General features: G+C 63.2%; 14 protein-coding genes and 1 pseudogene. 13 read left to right on the forward strand and 2 right to left on the reverse strand.

What is annotated here, in order from left to right; all coding sequences use genetic code 11:
* The 13 genes and pseudogenes from EV283_RS16745 to EV283_RS16810 all read left to right on the forward strand — a co-directional run bounded on the left by EV283_RS16745 (nt 1) and on the right by EV283_RS16810 (nt 14,846).
* The gene (locus tag EV283_RS16745) at nt 1-726 is read left to right on the forward strand and encodes a type IV secretion system protein (protein WP_165391818.1); all 726 of its coding nucleotides are present in this window, start codon (nt 1-3) and stop codon (nt 724-726) included.
* Between the two features lie 270 nt (nt 727-996).
* Nucleotides 997-1,929 (forward strand): annotated as a pseudogene (locus EV283_RS19500) (type IV secretion system protein).
* A gap of 80 nt (nt 1,930-2,009) precedes the next feature.
* Nucleotides 2,010-2,255: a hypothetical protein gene (locus tag EV283_RS16760; protein WP_130327285.1), complete on the forward strand. Its 246-nt coding sequence runs from the start codon at nt 2,010-2,012 to the stop codon at nt 2,253-2,255.
* Nucleotides 2,256-2,283: 28 nt separating this feature from the next.
* Nucleotides 2,284-2,952 carry a virB8 family protein gene (locus EV283_RS16765; RefSeq protein ID WP_242616035.1) on the forward strand — a complete coding sequence of 223 codons (669 nt, stop codon included), beginning with the start codon at nt 2,284-2,286 and terminating at the stop codon, nt 2,950-2,952.
* On the forward strand, nt 2,949-3,803 hold the full coding sequence (virB9, locus tag EV283_RS16770) for a P-type conjugative transfer protein VirB9 (RefSeq protein ID WP_130327289.1): 855 nt from the start codon (nt 2,949-2,951) through the stop codon (nt 3,801-3,803). The genes EV283_RS16765 and virB9 overlap by 4 nt, the downstream gene beginning before the upstream one ends.
* Entirely contained in the window at nt 3,803-5,065 is a 1,263-nt protein-coding gene (virB10, locus tag EV283_RS16775; RefSeq protein ID WP_130327292.1) for a type IV secretion system protein VirB10, read from the forward strand. The genes virB9 and virB10 overlap by 1 nt, the downstream gene beginning before the upstream one ends.
* 5 nt (nt 5,066-5,070) lie before the next feature.
* Nucleotides 5,071-6,087 carry a P-type DNA transfer ATPase VirB11 gene (gene virB11 / locus EV283_RS16780; RefSeq protein ID WP_130327405.1) on the forward strand — a complete coding sequence of 339 codons (1,017 nt, stop codon included), beginning with the start codon at nt 5,071-5,073 and terminating at the stop codon, nt 6,085-6,087.
* 31 nt (nt 6,088-6,118) lie between these two features.
* Nucleotides 6,119-7,927 carry a type IV secretory system conjugative DNA transfer family protein gene (locus EV283_RS16785; RefSeq protein WP_130327403.1) on the forward strand — a complete coding sequence of 603 codons (1,809 nt, stop codon included), beginning with the start codon at nt 6,119-6,121 and terminating at the stop codon, nt 7,925-7,927.
* A gap of 24 nt (nt 7,928-7,951) precedes the next feature.
* Nucleotides 7,952-9,757, forward strand: coding sequence for an LPD7 domain-containing protein (locus EV283_RS16790; RefSeq protein WP_130327294.1), 1,806 nt, complete (start codon nt 7,952-7,954; stop codon nt 9,755-9,757).
* Between the two features lie 516 nt (nt 9,758-10,273).
* Entirely contained in the window at nt 10,274-11,491 is a 1,218-nt protein-coding gene (locus EV283_RS16795; protein WP_130327295.1) for a nucleotidyltransferase, read from the forward strand.
* A complete protein-coding gene (locus EV283_RS16800; protein ID WP_130327297.1) occupies nt 11,488-13,215 on the forward strand; it encodes a ThiF family adenylyltransferase in 1,728 nt (575 codons plus the stop codon). The genes EV283_RS16795 and EV283_RS16800 overlap by 4 nt, the downstream gene beginning before the upstream one ends.
* Nucleotides 13,212-13,667, forward strand: coding sequence for a Mov34/MPN/PAD-1 family protein (locus EV283_RS16805; protein WP_130327299.1), 456 nt, complete (start codon nt 13,212-13,214; stop codon nt 13,665-13,667). Before EV283_RS16800 ends, EV283_RS16805 begins: the two co-directional genes overlap by 4 nt.
* 33 nt (nt 13,668-13,700) lie before the next feature.
* Entirely contained in the window at nt 13,701-14,846 is a 1,146-nt protein-coding gene (locus EV283_RS16810; protein ID WP_130327301.1) for an SAVED domain-containing protein, read from the forward strand.
* 118 nt (nt 14,847-14,964) lie between these two features.
* Here the strand turns inward: EV283_RS16810 and EV283_RS16815 are convergent, their stop codons facing one another.
* Complete coding sequence (locus EV283_RS16815; RefSeq protein WP_130327303.1) at nt 14,965-15,954, reverse strand: hypothetical protein; 990 nt, start codon at nt 15,952-15,954, stop codon at nt 14,965-14,967.
* Between the two features lie 146 nt (nt 15,955-16,100).
* Nucleotides 16,101-17,075: a Shedu anti-phage system protein SduA domain-containing protein gene (locus EV283_RS16820; RefSeq protein WP_130327305.1), complete on the reverse strand. Its 975-nt coding sequence runs from the start codon at nt 17,073-17,075 to the stop codon at nt 16,101-16,103.
* Between the last annotated feature and the right edge of the window lie 105 nt (nt 17,076-17,180).

Raw genomic sequence — 17,180 nt, forward strand, 5'->3', positions numbered from 1 at the left:
ATGGAATATATAGGGATCATCGCGGCGACCGTGTTAGCGGTCGGGACGGGCAGCAGCTCGGCGGCATGGGCGCAGGCCGGGCCGGGCATCCCGACATTCGACGTTTCGACCTATGCGCAGACGCTCGCCACAGTCAGGAACACGATGGCCGCGGTCGAGCAGGCCAAGGCGCAAGTCGCCGAAGCGCAGCGGCTCTATGCCAGCATGAACAAGCTGACGAACGTCAACGGCATCGCGACCGTGCTGAACGACGGCACAGTCCGGAACGTTCTCCCGGCCCAGGCGCGAGACCTCAGCAAGCTCATGTCCGGGGATCTTTCGAACACCGGTGCGGTAGGAGATCGAGCAAAGATAATCCTAGATCGATACAAAGTCGATGTTGGCCTTTCATCATCGGATACTGATCAGTTCTATAAGGCGGCCATAGATCGAACCAACGGGCAAGCTGCCACTCAGGCGGCTGTTGCAGACATCGCATACGACGTTGCAAATCAGCGCACACGCGGCCTCGAGGAACTTCGAACATCACTCAATAACGCAACAGATGCAAAGCAGGTCATGGACCTTCAGGCGCGATTAGCCGATGAGAATGGCCACATCGCCAATGATCAAATGAAATTGCAAGCTATCGCGATGCACGAACAGGCGGACCAGACCCTCAAGGTTCAGCAAGATACGCAGATGAATCTGAAAACGCGATTGCAGGTTCTGGGAGAGGGCTCATGAGGTATTCGTTAGGTAATGCCGCGATGATTGGCGTGTGTATTTTGTCGCTAGCCGGATGCTCTAGGGAAACACATAGCGTCGAAGAATTTGGCAACGACGACGGTCTCAGGGCTCATACGATAACCGATTGTCGGACCGGCAAACTGGACAGTGAGCCTGTCGAATGCAGTAGAGCGCACGATGCCGATCGTTTGTCGCAGCGCCTCAAGACGCTTGGGCAGTAGAGGCAGCGTGGCCAACGGTATCACCTTTTTCAGCACCGCATATACGATGTTCGATGCGAAACTGGCTGATTTTCTCGGTCCGCGACTAACTGCAGTGATTTCCGCCGTGTCCGGCCCGCTCGCCGTCGCGCTAGCTATATATCTGGCTTTGGTTGGATATGCGGTGCTTCGCGGTCTCGTCGATGAACCATGGCGCGAATGGTTCTACCGGATCCTCAAATTAGCGCTGGTTTGGGCGGCCGTGCAATCTGCTGGCTATAATGAGTGGATAGTCCAGCCGCTTTTCCACGACGCTCCCAATGCTATCTCGCAAGCGGTCGCTGGCAAGGACAGCTCTGACGCGGGCACAACCTTCGATGACTACGTCAACGCCACCAATCCCATAGCAGCCCGCCTTGAAAAGGACGCCGCAGCCCGGAGCCCATTCGACCTATACAAATTGATCGACTGGAGCCTTGAGATCGCGCTAGTCATCCTTACAGGCTTGTCTGCCTGAATAGGGTTCGCGATCATCGTTTTCGCCAAAGTTGCGTTAGCAATTATTGTAGCGCTTGGACCAGTTTTCATCGCTCTATCATTATTCAACGCAACCCGCGGATTATTTTATGGATTTCTCAATCAGGCATTCAATTACATCGTACTGATGGGTGTTGTAACGGCAATCACCGCTCTGATCGTTGATGTCGGGTCTTCCTCAACTGCGAATGCAGCCGCCCAGATCGATCTGATGCAAGCTGTGTTCCTGTTTTGCATCTACGTAATTCTGGGAACCATCTTCTTCTTCCAAGCCCCGTCGATCGCGGCGGGCATCGCCGGGGGCGCGGCGGCAGGCGTCACCGACTTCGCCCGGCAGACGCTCGGCGCTGGCGGCGCGACCGGACGGATGTTCCGGGCGAAGCAGTCGCGTGCCGATCGCCGCGCGTCCCGAGCCGCCAACCGCGCGATGGCACGCGGCGGATCGATCTCGAATAACTCATGACACGGGAAGGGCCGACGATGGACAGATCTGCGGGGCATCGGTCTAGGACGACGGCGAGGTTGCGGTGCGCGGTCCTGCTGATGGCGATCGGCAGTGGAGTAGGCCTTACCGGATGCACCGGCCAGAAGCTCGCCAAGCTCGCTGTCTGCGACGGCAAGCATCTGCGACCCGGCAACCCGTATGGCAGCATCCTGCCCGGTGCGCCGATCCCGGCGACGATCGCACCGACCGGCCCCGGTGTACCCATCGCAGCAAGCGCACCGCCAGCGGCGACGGGATTCAGGACATCGGCGGCGTACCTCGTCGCCCCGTCTCCCGGCTGTTGAAGGCGGCGACATGGCCGAAGGTGTATTGATGACCGATCTAAAACAGCATTTCGCCGAGGCGCGAAGCTGGGAACAGGACGCGCGGCGCAAGGAGATCAAGTCGCGGCGGCTAGCCTGGACGATCTGCGGCGTCTCGCTGGTCCTGAACGTCGTTGCGGTCGGCGCGATCGCGGCGCTGACCCCGCTCAAGACCGTTGAGCCATTCGTAATCACTGTCGATCGCAGCACCGGCGCGACCGAGGTGACGACGGCACTGACCGGCGACAAGAATGTCACTTATAATGAGGCGGTCTCCAAATACTTCCTCGCGCAGTATGTCCGCGTGCGGGAATCCTGGGTGCCGGCAGCGGCGGCGGAAAACTTCAATTCGGTGGCGATCCTGTCGCAGCCCAAGGAGCAGACGCGCTACCAAACCTATTTCGATCGGAAAAATCCGGCGAGCCCGCAGGTCCTCTACGGCCCCCGCGCCGTCGTCGAGGCCTCGGTGCGCAGTATCACCTTCGTCAACGCAAAGGTCGCGCAGGTGCGGTTCACCCGCACCGTGCGCCCCGATGTCGGCGACGTGATCGCGACCAATTGGCTGGCGACGATCACGTTCGACTTCACGACCGCGCCGATGTCGGAAGGCGACCGCTTTCGCAATCCGCTCGGCTTCCAGGTCTCGACGTACCGGATCGACCCGGAGGTAGTGCAATGAGGCGCGCCGTGCTCCTTGCCGCGCTGTTTGTGACCGCAGCGCCCACGGTCGCGCGCGAAACGCCGCATCCGGGACCTGCGGATCCGAGGATCAAATGGGTTAATTACGATCCGGCGCAGGTGTACCGGATCGTCGGGGCGTTTCGTAGCGCCACTCAGGTGGTTTTCGCGGCGGACGAAGAGATCGCGCATGTCGCGCTGGGGGACACGATCTCATGGGAGGTCGCGCCGGTCGGCAACATCATCTTCATCAAGCCACGCGAGCGGGCGGGCGCAACGAACCTCATCGTCTCGACGACAAAGGGCGGTGTCACCCGCAACTACCAGTTCGAGCTGACGGCGCGCGCGGGCGGGATTTCGATGAAGACGCCGGACACGTTTTTCCAGGTCCGTTTTCAGTATCCCGAGGACGAGGCGTTGAAAACCGCTCAGGCGGCGCTTGCGCAGCAGGCCAAGCAACTCGCCACGCTGGAGGCCGGCGCGGTGAAACTCGCACTCGACCAAGGCGTCGTCGAAGGGCCACGCAACATGACGTATCAGGTGCAGGGCGCCTCAGAACTCCAGCCGTCGGAAATCTCGGACAACGGGCAGTTTACGGTGCTGCGTTTTCCCAACCGGCGCGAGATTCCGGCAATCTTCGTTGTTCAGCCAGATGGCTCGGAAAGCCTCGTCCCATTCGATGTGCGCGACGATTTCGTCGTCGTGCATCAGATTGCCAAACAGCTACGACTGCGTCGCGGCAAGCTGGTCCTGTGCATCTACAACGAAGGCAATCCGACCTACGGCGTCGACCACCGCACCGACACGGCCTCGCCAGATGTCGATCGAACCATGAAACGGGAGCAGCCGTGATGGCAATCCAGCGTGACGATCCGGAAGTGATCGACGAACCCCAAGACGGGGAAGGGGGATCACGCAGACGCGTCCGTCCCAATCGCGACAGGACGCCCGAGGCAGGCGACGTCGATCGCGGCGCGATCGGGTCGGTCGCGTCGTCCAACCGCGCCAACATCATGAAGGGCGGGGCGTTCGCCGCCGTCGCCGCGGTCATCGGCGTCTTCGCTATTACCCAGGCCAGCGGGCCGACGACGCGCGTGCTGACCAACGCGGAAAAGCAGGCCGCGGCAACGCCTGCGAAGGCGGTGGTCGAATATGTCCCGGCGAAGGCTGGGCCGACGGTTGCCACGGCCGCGCTCGACCCGAACGCACCTCAGATCACGCCCGGCCAACCGGCGATGGTGGCGGGCCCGAATGGCCAGATGGTCCCCGCCATTCAACCGGGTGGAACGCCGCCCGCTAGCCCTGCCGGACGTCCGGTGCAGACGCCGGCACAGGTCATGGCCGATGCGGCTCGGCGTTCGCGGATCATGGTATTCGGCGACAGGAGCCGACCGGGCGGAGAAGCAGGAGCGCAACCCGTGTCGGTGCCCGGCAGCACGCCTGGCGGCTTCGAACAAGCCAGCAGTAATGCCGATGACGCCAACCAACCGACCGAACTGGACCGCTTGCGACGGCAGTCCGCGATCGGAGAGTCGCGCGCGACGATGATCGGGAACCGCAACTTCCTCGTGACAGCAGGGACGCTCATCCCCTGCGTGCTTCAGACCGCGCTCAATTCGGCACAGCCCGGCTATACGACCTGCCTGATCCCGAAGGACGTGTATTCGGAGAACGGTCGGGTCGTCCTGATGGAGAAGGGCACGAAGGTCGTCGGCGAATATCGCGGCGGATTACAGCAGGGCCAGAACCGCCTATTCGTACTCTGGACCCGGGCGGTAACGCCGCGCGGCGTCGCGATCGATCTTGCGTCGCCTGGGTCCGATTCGCTTGGTCGCGCCGGGTTCGCAGGCGGCGTCGATACCTTCTTTTGGGCACGGTTCGGGGGCGCGCTCCTGCTGTCGCTCATCGACGATGGCGCGCAGATCGCTGGCCAGGCGCTGCAGAATCAGGGCACCAACACGACCCAGGTGCCGGGGCAGGCGGCCGACGTCGCGCTTCAGAACACGATCAATATCCGCCCGGTGCTGAAGAAGAACCAGGGCGAGGAGGTCGGCATTTTTGTCGCGAAGGACTTCAACTTTGCCGACGTATACGACGTCCAGCTGAAGCGCTGATGCGCATCGGTGATGTCTCGGTGCTGGAGCATCATCTCCAGCCGGTCATGCCATTCCTCGAGCCGGACGACGTCACCGAGATTGTCGTCAATCGCCCCTACGAGGTCGGCGTCGAGGGGCGGGGGGGCTGGATGTGGCACGAAGCCCCCGAACTCGATCCCGACTGGCTGATGACGCTGGCGCGCACGTCGGCTGCGCTGACGCGGCAGGACATCACCGACGAGAATCCGATCTGCTCGACCGTCCTGCCGACGGGTGAGCGCGTGCAGGTGCTGATCCCCCCCGTCGTACCGCAGGGCACGGTCTCCTTCACGATCCGCAAGCCATCGACCGTGTCGAAGACGATCGGCCAATATGGCGACGAAGGCTTGTTCGCGAACACGCGCGTGGTGACCGAGGGGCTGTCCGACGTGGATCGGCAGCTCATCGATCTGCGGGATCGGGGGGAGTGGATCCGGTTCTTCGAGCTCGCGGTGCGCGCGCGCAAGAACATCCTCATCAGCGGCGCGACGGGTTCGGGGAAGACCTCGCTGTCGAAGGCGTTGATCCGGCTGATCCCCGACCACGAGCGGCTGCTGACGATTGAGGACACGCGCGAGCTGACGCTCCCGCATCGCAACGTCGTCCATATGATCTATGCCAAGGACGGGCAGGGGCTGGCAAAGGTCGGCCCCAAGGAGCTGTTGGAGAGCGCGCTGCGAATGCGCCCCGACCGGATTTTGCTCCAGGAGCTGCGCGACGGCACAGCCTTCTTTTACCTGCGCAACGTCAATTCGGGCCATCCCGGCTCGATCACGACCGTCCATGCCAATTCGGCAGCTGGCGCCTTCGAACAGCTGACCTTGCTGGTGAAGGAGTCCGAGGGCGGGCGCGATCTCGGGCGCGAGGACATTCGCGGGCTGCTGCATTCGCTCGTCGATGTCGTGGTGCAGATGCGCAAGTTCGAGCCGGCGGACGGCGAGCCGGCCAGATTCAGGATGACGGAGATGTATTTTGATCCAGTTCGCGGAGGCCAGCCCTAGGGGCAAGATCGCGATCGCCGCCGGCATCGTGATGCTCGCCATGATCGTCGTTGCAGCGATCGCGGTGCTGTTCGCGTTGTTCGGTCTCGACCAGATCAGCGGAACGATGCGCTGGTCACAGGTGCCGCGCTTCTTCTGGTATTATCGAGGCGACCCGGCGGTGCGGACCTGGCTTGGACGCGGCGCGATGATCGGCGGGTTGATCGTCGTGCTTTGCATGCTGGTGCTTTTGCGCCGCGGCGTATCGCTGCACGGTGCCGCGCGGTTCGCGTCCGAGCGCGAAATTCGCAAGGAAGGGCTGCGCGACAGCACCGGCATCATCCTCGGCCGCAAGGGCGGGCGATACCTTGTGTTCGGTGGTTCCGAGCACGTGTTGCTCGAGGCGCCGACGCGCGGCGGCAAGGGCGTCGGCGTCGTCATCCCCAACCTGCTCAACTGGCGGGACTCGGTCGTCGTGCTCGACGTGAAGCGCGAGAACTGGGACATCACCGCCGGCTTTCGAAAGGAAAGCGGGCAGGACGTCTATCTGTTCGATCCACTGGATATCGAGCGGCGCACGGCACGATATAACCCGCTCAGCTACATCGCCCGCGTCGATCCTATCGAGGTAATCAACGAGTTGCAGAAGATCAGCGTGATGCTGTTCCCGGCGCCCGAGCGCGGCGATCCGTTCTGGACCGAGGCCTCGCGCGTCGGGTTCGTCGGTGTCGGCGCCTATCTAGCCGCTACGACCGATCTGCCGTTCACGATCGGCGAAATCTATCGCAACCTGACCAATGGCGACCCGAAGAACCGTTTACCCAAGGTCATCGCGGAGCGGGACGCTGCCGGCGACCCGCTATCGGTCGGTTGTGTGAGCGCGCTGGCTGACTTCACTTCGGCCTCGGACAACACGTTTTCATCGATCAAGCAGACGATCACATCGCGGCTCAATCTGTGGCTCAACCCCTATGTCGATGCCGCTACGTCGGCGACCGACTTCGATCTGCGCGAGATCCGCCGTCGCCGGATGACGATCTATCTCGGCGTGTCGCCCGACAACATCGACCGCGTCGCGCCGCTTTATAACCTCTTCTTCCAGCAGCTGGTCGACCTCAATACACGCGACCTGCCGGAGAATGGCGGCGGCCAGATCCAGGTGCTGGTATTGCTCGACGAGTTTGCGAGGCTGGGCCGCGCTGGTGTGATCGCCAGCGGCTTCTCCTATGTCGCAGGGTATGGCCTTCGGCTGCTGCCGGTGATCCAGAGCCGGGCGCAGCTGCGCGCGATCTATGGGAACGACGTTGCGGACGAGATTGTCGCGAACTGCGGCGTCGAGATCGCGTTCACACCGAAGGAATTGCGCGTCGCCAACGAACTTTCGGAGCGGCTTGGCTATTACACGACCAAATCGACGTCCAAGAGCCGTAGCATCCATGGGATGCTGGCGAACCGCAGCCAGTCCGAGTCCGACTATCGCCGCGCGCTGATGCTGCCCCAGGAACTGATGCAGATGCCCAAGGGCCAGCTGCTCATCCTGCGTGGCGGTATCCCGGTGATCAAGGCATCAAAGATCCTGTATTTCAAATCGCGCGACTTCCTCTCCCGGGTTCGCGAGGCACCGGCGTTCGCCAGCCTCCCGCTGACGGCGCCCACGACGCTGCCAGTAGCGGCCCAGGTTGAACCGACTGCCCCCGTCCAGTTCGAGCCGGAGCAGCTTGCCGAGGAGAAGGCGGTCACGCTCGACATGCTCGTACGCAAGCCGGCGGCGGCGGTCACTGGCGCAAAACTCAGCGAGGACGAGGCCGAGGCAGCGATGGACGAATATTGGCAGCAGATCGGGCTGTCGCGCGCCGCTTGATGGCGGTGAACGAAGGAGGTTGGCATGGCAGATGATAGCCCAGCAACGACGACCGGCGGCGACGCGGACGAGAACGGGCTTGGTTTCGGCGGCGAGCGCGATCGGGGCGAGAGAATCCCGGACCCGGTGGCGAACGATCCGGTGCGAACGGTAGTCCGGGGAGAGCCAGCCGACTATCAGCGGCGCCGTTCGTTTGATGCCGGTGATCTGCCCGAGGGTATGGAGGCACGCTACCTGATCGAACGTCGGCGGTTGACCGGCGAACAGCGTTATTACGAGAATGCCTCCGACACGAAGCCCGCCTTTCGCGATAAGGGTGATCGCCTTGTCGCTGTTAACAACAGCCGCGACCTGATCCGCGATATGCTGGAAATCGCCGAGCATCGCGGGTGGGACCGGGTGCGCGTGTCGGGCACGGAGGAGTTTCGACGCGAAGCATGGCGGGACGCGGCGCTGCGCGGCATCGAGGTGGACGGATATCGTCCGAAACCGCGCGAGCTTCAGGACGTGGCGCGCACGCGCGACAAGCGAGATGCGAGGGCGAATATGATCGCGCCGGGTGGCGATCGAGAAGACCCAAAGGTAGCGCGCCAGGTAGATGCCGATCGCGAGGAGATGGCGGCAGGATCGCCCGGTTCGGCACGCGCCGACTTCAATGCTGGTGTTTCCGGTCGGCTCGCCGATGTCGGTGAAGCGCATTATGGCGGAAAGCCGAGCGGGAAGATCACGCCCTATGCCGACATCGTTCTGGATAACGGTCAACAAGAGCGCGCCTGGGGGGTCGGATTACCCGCTGCCCTGCGCGAGTCGGGGGTAGCCGTCGGCGATCAGGTCACACTACGTAGGCTGGGTACCGAGCGGGTCCAGGTCACGGTTGCAGTACTGAACGCCGAAACCGGCGAGCGCAGCTCGGAAGTTCGTAACGTGAATCGCAACCGCTGGTCAGCAGAGCGCATCCTGTCACCGGAGATGGAGGCATCGCTTAAATCTGCCGAACCGTCAGGAGATCAGGCGCGAGAGGCCGGGATCGATATCGGTCGCGCAACGCCGCCTCAGGATACGGAAACTCGAACGCGCGCCCGCACCAAGCCGGCCGACGATCGCCGTGGGGAGCGCGCATCCAATACCGGCGATGATCTGCTCAGTGTGAGAACGGCCCCCACGCGCGAAACAATGGAGCCGGTCACACCTTCTCGAAACGCATCACATCAAAGCGGGTTAACGCCAGACCAGGCAGCGCGCGGGACGGGGATGGAACAACCACGCAGCAATGCCGATCCGGTCATGCCCAGCGCTCCCGACAGCAATAACGACGTCCAGAACCGGCGAAGCGGACTGTTGCATGAAACCGCTGCCCGATCCGAGACGATCGACAGGTCCGCGACCACCGAAAGACCTACTCCAGGGAACGGTGGGCGCAACCGCGATCCGAACGTTGCCGTAGAGCGCCGCAATGTAGATCAGGTTATCAAGGCGGACGGTCGCGATCCCAATCAGCAGCTTGCTGATCGATTTCGGACAGCCACCGCGGTCGAGGCCGCACATGATCCCCAGCTGCGGGCTGCGCAGAGCCAGTTCGTCGCGGCCAAAGCCATCGTCACGTCGACCCTCGGTCACGAGCCGATCGCGGCGCAGCGCCTCATCAGCCAGTCGCGCGAGACGATAGCGCGTGCCATCGAGCAGGGGAGAACTGTTCCTACGGCCGAGCTTAAGGGCCCCAGAACAGCCTCGATCAACCGTGATCGATCACAGCCCGAACGCACGCGGTCTCCAGCTGCTGCTGAAGGCGCGCCTATTACAAAAACTCCATCGCGAACACGATCGCGATAGCGGCTTGGCGCCCCCAAAAACCGCGAAACCTGGTGGAAAGCAGCCAGGCCGTTATCGGGCGGCGATCGCCGTAAGCAGCCGTTCGTTCATTTGATAGGGCAGGGGCCCAATTGGCTGATCTCTGGTGGAAAGGTGGAAACCGGAATGGCCGGTTTGGAGCGAACATCTCAGGTAAACGGACGTTCGTTGGCGCACCTTGGAGGCACGGCTAGACTTCGGGCATTCTCGATCTACGCTTGGGGGCAATAATAATCAGAATAGAGTTTTCTGCAGGGAAGCAAGGCGTGCGGGCCGACCGGCGGCGCAGCCCATGCAGACTGCTCCTCTGACGTGGCTCGCGGACGCGCGCAGTTCGATCACATGTGCTCTCGCACCATCGGGCGGCATTCGTCGGAAGTGCATCCGGACCCGGCGCTTCCTGCGACTTTTGTGGAGCAGCGCGGAGGCCGACATTGAAAGCAGCTGTCGCGTCACCTAAAGAACAAACAGGGAAATGATCTGAGCGGGGACTGATCGATGCCATCGGCCAATACGTCATCTAAGCGTTATCTTGCCGCGCTCGCGGAAGAGCTCGACATCAGCGACACCCGCTACGAACAGGCCGAGAAGAGTTACAATTCGCTCGGTCGCTGGCTTAATAGGCCGGAGTCGATGCTGAAGGACTACGGTCCGGCGGTCTACGTGCAGGGCTCCTTCGGCCTCGGCACTGTGATTAAGCCGATCAACGAGGACGAGGAGTACGACGTCGATGCTGTCTGCGAGCTCAAGTATCTCGGTAAGACGCAGCTGACTCAGCAGCAGCTCAAGGAGCTGCTACGCGTGGAGATGGAGTCCTACCGGCGCGCCCAGAGTATGCACAAGCCGCTTCACGAGGGGCGTCGGTGCTGGACGCTAAATTACGCGGATGGCGCGCAGTTCCACATGGACGTCGTGCCGGCGCTGCCGAACGGGGAGAGTGTGCGCAGGATCCTGCAGGCCAACCGCTACGACGCTCGCTTGGCCGGGACTGCGATCGCCATCACCGACAACGAGCGTTGGGACTATCGCCAGATCACCGACGATTGGCCGCGCTCAAATCCGAAGGGCTATTTGGAGTGGTTCAAGACCCGGATGGCCGTAGTCCTCAACGAGCGCAAGCGCGCGCTCGCGAGGTCGATGAACGCCAGCGTCGAGAAGATCCCGGACTACAAGGTGCGGACGCCGCTCCAGCACTCGATCATGATCCTCAAGCGCCATCGGGACATGATGTTCGCAAGGGACGAGATCAACTGCTGCCCGATCTCGATCATTATCACGACGTTGGCCGCGCACGCGTACGAGGGTCAGGAGGATGTCGCCGACGCATTGCTCTCGATCCTGTCGGGAATGGAGCGGCACATTCTGCGCGACGGCCACAATCGCGCCCACATCGCAAACCCGAGCGATCCCATGGAGAACTTCGCCGACAAGTGGGCTGAGCATCCGGAACGCGAGCGGGCCTTCTACACGTGGCTGCGTCAAGCGCAGGCCGACTACGCGAAGGTCGCGGCGATGGAGCAGGGCTCCAGTATGGCCGACGCACTCTCGCCTCATATGGGAACCGGGCTCGCGAAGCGTGCCGAGACACGGTTTCGCGGTGGCTCCAGCGGACTTCTCCGTAGTGCAACGGCGGCGACGGCCGCGACCGTGACTTCGTCGACTCCGTCGTTTGGGTCCGTCGCGCGGGTTCCGAGCAAGCCGCAGGGCTTTGCGTGATCTGGTGGATCGCGCAGCCCAGTCGTGCGCGCAGCGAGGGTTACGCTATCGACGCGCTGCAGGAGCAGCACGAATGGCTCAGGAACGTCGAGTGGACCTTCGGGAAGGGCGGCAGCCTCTCCGCTAACTTCGAGATCGAGCGCCTGGGTCGGCTGATCCCGCTGACGATCAGCTACCCGCGCTTCTTCCCGGACATGCCGCCGCAGGTGTTTCCCCGGGAGGAGATCCGGCTGTCCAGCCATCAGTGGGGAGCGGGCGGCGAGTTGTGCCTCGAGTATCGCCCGGACAACTGGGATCCGGCCTTCACCGGTGCGATGATGATCGAGAGCGCGCATCGGCTGCTGCAGGGCGAGGAGCCCGCACACGGTGTGGCGGCGCGCGTGGAGAGCGCGCACGCGACCACCGTCGGGCAAGACATTCGCGGCGTCCGAATGCGGTTTCTACTCACGAACGACTTCGCCGACGCCGTGTCGTCGCTGGAGATCTGCCGGCCCGTCGAACTCGAGCTGTCCGAGAAGGCGATTGCCAGCCACTGGGTGGCGGTGCCGAGACGGCTCGGCCCCGAGGACGCGGCGCTGTGGTCGGCGGGGCCCGACGTGGCGCTGTTTCGCCGGCGCAAGGGCTTCGCCGTGCGGATGGGCGCTGGCGTGAAGGCGACCATCCGCACCGAGTATGATCTGGTCAAGGTGATCGCGGAGACGATCGGCCACGAAGGCCTGTTGGAGGTGGTCAGGGGTTCGGAAGAGGACGCCGTCGTACTGGTCGAGTGCGATGGCGACTTCCACCTCATGTGGCTCCCCAGTGGCGGGGGCCCGCGTGAGATGATCGGCTACACTACCGTGAAGGCTCCTTCGAGCGCCAATCGGCTGCCGGGCGGATACGACCGGCTGGCGTCGGCATCCGTCGGCATCGTCGGCTGCGGGTCGGTAGGCTCGAAGGTCGCCGCGTCGCTAGCCCGGGCCGGACTGGGCAGGTTCGTGGTCGTCGACGGCGATGTCCTCTTCCCCGGCAACCTCGTCCGCAACGATCTGGACTGGCGCTCCGTGGGTCTCAACAAGCCGGACGCCGTCGCCAAGCGGATCCGCGAGATCAGACCGTCTGCGCACGTAACGGTCAGGCGGCTCGTCCTGGGCGGCCAGGAGAGTTCGTTATCGACGGATTCCGCGCTGGTCGATGTCGGAGGCTGCGACCTGATCATCGACGCGACGGCCGATCCCCAGATCTTCAACCTGTGCGCGTCGGTCGCGCGCAGCGAGAAGAAGACGCTCGTCTGGGGCGAAGTGTTCGCCGGCGGGATAGGCGGGTTCGTCGTCAGGCTCCGACCCGACGTCGAGCCGGTTCCACACGCGGCCCGCCGGCAGCTGCTGCGCTGGTGCGACGATCGGGGGCGGCCGATGCCGCTGGGAGAGGAGGTCCAGTATGGGCTGGCCCTCGACGAGCGCCCTCCACTGATAGCAGACGATGCCGACGTCAGCGTGATCGCCGCCCACATGACCCGGATGGCCCTGGACGCGCTGACGAGGCAAGACACGGCCTTCCCGCATCCGGCCTACGCGGTCGGTCTGAAGGCGGAATGGATATTCGAGGCGCCGTTCGACACGTGGCCGATCAGCCTTGTGCCCGAGGGGGAGTGGGGGCCTCAAAAGGACGAGAACGCGGAGGCCGAACTGGCCGCTCTGGCCAAGCAGCTCTTTCCAGACGCCGGCAAGGGCGACGCGGAATGAGGCTGGCGATGCCCCACGAGTTCAGGACGCGCCTCCACGAAGTGGTGAAGGAGGCTGGTCGGCGCGAGATCGGCGGCGTGCTAATGGCAGAGCAGATCGAGCCGGGCAGCTTCCGCCTCGTCGACTTCTCGGTCGATAGCCGCAGCGGCGGTGCCGCGCACTTCGTCCGGTCAGTGGAGCATCATCAGGAGGCGCTCGCGGCGTTCTTCGAGCGTACCGGCTCGGACTATGGGCGCTTCAACTATCTCGGCGAGTGGCATTCGCATCCGAACCACCTGCCGGTGCCCAGCGGCGAGGATACGGCCTCGATGCGGGATCTCGTCGGCGGTGAGCGCGACATCCCGTTCGCGGTACTTCTGATCGTGCGCGCTTCGAGGCGGGGCCTGATGTGCACGGCGACATTGTTCGAACATGGCGCGGACGCAGCCGAGGTTGCGCTGCAACCAGAGTGACTTGGCGCCGCGGCTAACGGAAAGTTGAAGAGAATGGCGAAGACGAAGCCCCCTCAGAAGATCGCCGCCGCCCTGTGGGCGCTCGCCGGTGGGCGATGCGAGTATCGCGGCTGCAACGAAAACCTGGTCGGAGATCTGATTTCCGGGAAGCGGGACGCGCTGTTCGGCTACATCGCCCACATTGTCGGCGATAGCGAGGACGGTCCCCGGGGCGACAAGGTCCTTTCGCCGAAACTCGCGAAGGAGCTGAGCAATCTGATGTTGCTATGTGGAAGGCATCACAAGCTCATCGACGTCGAGGATGAGGAGGGGCACCCGGTCGAGTTGCTCCACACAATGAAGGATGCCCACGAGACGCGCATCGCCACGAACACCGGCATCAGCGAGGAATACGCCTCTCACGTCCTCCGCTTCGGTGCATCCATCGGCAACCACGAGGCGCTCGTGTCGACGCAGGCGATCTTCGCCGCCATGCCGCCCGACCGGCATCCGGCCACCAGCCAGACGATCGATCTCGAGATGCTCAACCAGGCGATCAAGGATGACGAGCCGGAGTTCTGGGAGCTGCAGCGGAAGAACCTCGACCGGCTGTTCGCGGATAGGATCGGCGGGCGGATCGAGCGGCAGGAGATCCGTCATCTCAGCGTCTTCGCGCTCGCTCCGCAGCCACTGCTGATCGAGCTTGGCCGTCTGCTTAACGAGATCGTCCCGATAACCGTGCACAACCGCCACCGCGAGCCGACGGCGACATGGAACTGGCAGCGAGACCGGCCGGTCCTCGACTTCCTCGTGTCGCGTCCCGAGGCTGACGCGTCGGGGAGGATCGCACTGAAGATCGCGGTGAGTGCGACCGTGAACGACGATCGGATCACCAGGGTGCTCGGTGACGATGCCGCTATCTGGACCATCACGATAGCGAAGCCCGGCAACGACGTCGTCCGCCAGCCTGAGGATCTGTCGGTTTTCCGCACCACGCTCCGTGAGGTCTACAACGAGATCAAGGCGCAGCACGGCGAGGGTCAGGTGATCCACCTTTTCCCGGTGATGCCGGCATCGCTCGCCGTCGAGACGGGACGGATCTGGATGCCGAAGGCTGATCTCGAGATGCTCATCTATGACCAGAACAGGGAGAAGGGGTTCGTGCCGACGCTGTCGATAGGGGCGCCGGTGGCGAAGTGATGCCTATGGTTGTCGGGAGCCGGAGTTTCGCTCCGGTGGAACTCGGTGCCGGATAGGTGTCGTCGCTTCGGGCCAATGGCTGGACGTCGTGTTTTACGGATAGATGCGCTGGCCCGCCCTACTGACGAATGTCCGTTCCGGTCAGAAGATCCAGTTCGACGTTCACATCCCGGAGCTTCAGCGTCTTGAAATGGGCATCGGCTCCGAAATAGGTCGCCGGCCCGTCTTTGGCCGACGCAGATGCAACATGCATGCCGACCGGCGCGCCCTTCGTGAACCAGCCGCTGTAGTGGTAGAAGGCTGAATAGAGCATGTTCAGCGCCGCCGTCTCTCGATCCGCATAGAGCCTGCGAATGGCCGCCATCACGGACGACAGACCGGCAATGTATTCTCTTGCCATCGGAATGATGGGGATGATGGTCTCGCCGTTCGATCCTTCTCGAGCCATGGCATCCGTCTCGTCGAGAACGGACGTCTTGAACTTCCCGTTCATCCGAAGCTCCGAGAGCAGAAGGTAGGGCGTGACCGTGACGTGGTGCCGTTCGCTCTCCGGGCTCGATCCGGTTGCCGCCCGCATGTGCGCGACGCCGGAGACCGACACCCCGTAATGCTGCGCATGGTTGCGCAGCGCACTCATGAAGCGATAGCCCAGCGCGCCGTCGTAGGCGCGGCTAAAACCAGTCTTGATCGCATTCAGATCGCTGTCGTTTTCGCTGCCGCCGATGGAGGAGGCGAGGCGTTGGCTGTGGTCTTGGAACGCGCGAGAGGCGGATAGAAGGTTCGCAAGCGCGCGATGGCAAGATCGGCGGGCGGTATCAAAATGGTCGTCGCGCCGACGCTGGGCAAGTTCGAGGGCGGACAGCCGGAGGACCGTCTCTTCGAGTTCGAGATAGTTGCCCATGGTCACGTCGTAGGCTTCCTCCATCTCAAGGAGGCCGCCTAGGAGGACGCGCCCCGCCTCGAAGCTCTGGTATTGATTCAATGTCATGGCGGGCGTCGCTGGTCGCCCTTGCGTAGGCCGGACGGCGGGGGAGAAGGCGAGGACGCGATATTCTCCCTCGTCGGACGGTGTGAAAAGGCCGGTGAATTCTGGATCAACTAATTCCATCAGGCGTATCTACTCGGGATGGCGGCGTCCTCGGGTAACGCGCACCCCGTCACGCACGATAAGTTTGGTCGGGTGTGCTCAAAGAGCAAGCCGGCAAAGAAGTCACGATGGAAGCCGACCGATGCCAGATTGCGCCGCCCCACCGGCTACGCCTGCCGCATCGAGACTGCCTGCTCGATCAGGTCGACGGTCTGGCGCACCTTGCCGAAGAGTTGATCGAAGGTGAGGACGATGACGTTAGCGATGCTGTTCCGGAACAGCTCAAAGCTTCTCCGCTGCGATTCGTCGAGAACCTCTGCCTCGAGGTCGCCGATGACGACTAGCGCCTTCGGATTGAACACCCGCATCGCACGCGCATCGGGATCGCGCGTGAGCGAGTAGTAGTCTTTCTGAAGCGTGTCGCGGTAGCCGAGCACCTGCATGACGCTCCCGATCAACTCGGCACTCGGCGCGTGCATGTGGCGGTACTCGGAGCCGATCAGCTCCGCGTCGGGCCGCTTGATCTCCACCAGCGTTACGCTGAGCATTGTGCTGCTCTGGTAGAGGAAGTCGACCACGTTGCCGTCGACGTTCCGCACAACCTTTCCGCCGACATAGCATTTGCTGCCGTACTGGACCGTGTCGCCCGGGACGGCGAGCGCCAGCAGTTCCGGAACGTCCACGAACAGCTTGTGCCAAAAGCTTTCGGGTTCGTTGCCGGCCCGCTGATGCCAGACCTGCAGCGCCTCGGCGAGGCTCGACGCCTGGAGACCCAGCGCCTGCTGCTGTCCGCCCGAGCCGGCCTGCCCGAGCCGTTTTTTGGCCGCCGACGCAAGGGCGTCCGAACGGAGCTTCTGCAGGAAGTCGGCCGAGTAGCGATGCGGTTCGGCATCGACGAGGCGGTGATGCGACGCGCAGAGAAGGATAAGGTTCGCTGTGCCCGCTCCCGTCGGGCGAGCCGGATCGTACCGTGGCCCTCCGGCGGAAACGGCGCGAATGTGTGCGATCTCGAGATAGCTGCGGTGCTCGCAGCCCGGAAAGGCGCAGCAGTTGCCAGCCTGCTCCAAGATCGCGCGGGTGGGCGCCTGCTCCCGCGTTCCGGCACGCAGGAGCGGGCCTCGACCTGAATCCTCTATCGTCATCCGTATGGTATAGCCCGGCTTCGACGAAGATAAACGCAAAGGCGTCCAACCTCCCCATGCTTCGCCGTGGATCAGCCTTTGATGAAGGCGAGCAGGTCCGGCCGA

The organism is Sphingomonas sp. BK036, from assembly GCF_004216825.1.
GTDB lineage: Bacteria > Pseudomonadota > Alphaproteobacteria > Sphingomonadales > Sphingomonadaceae > Sphingomonas.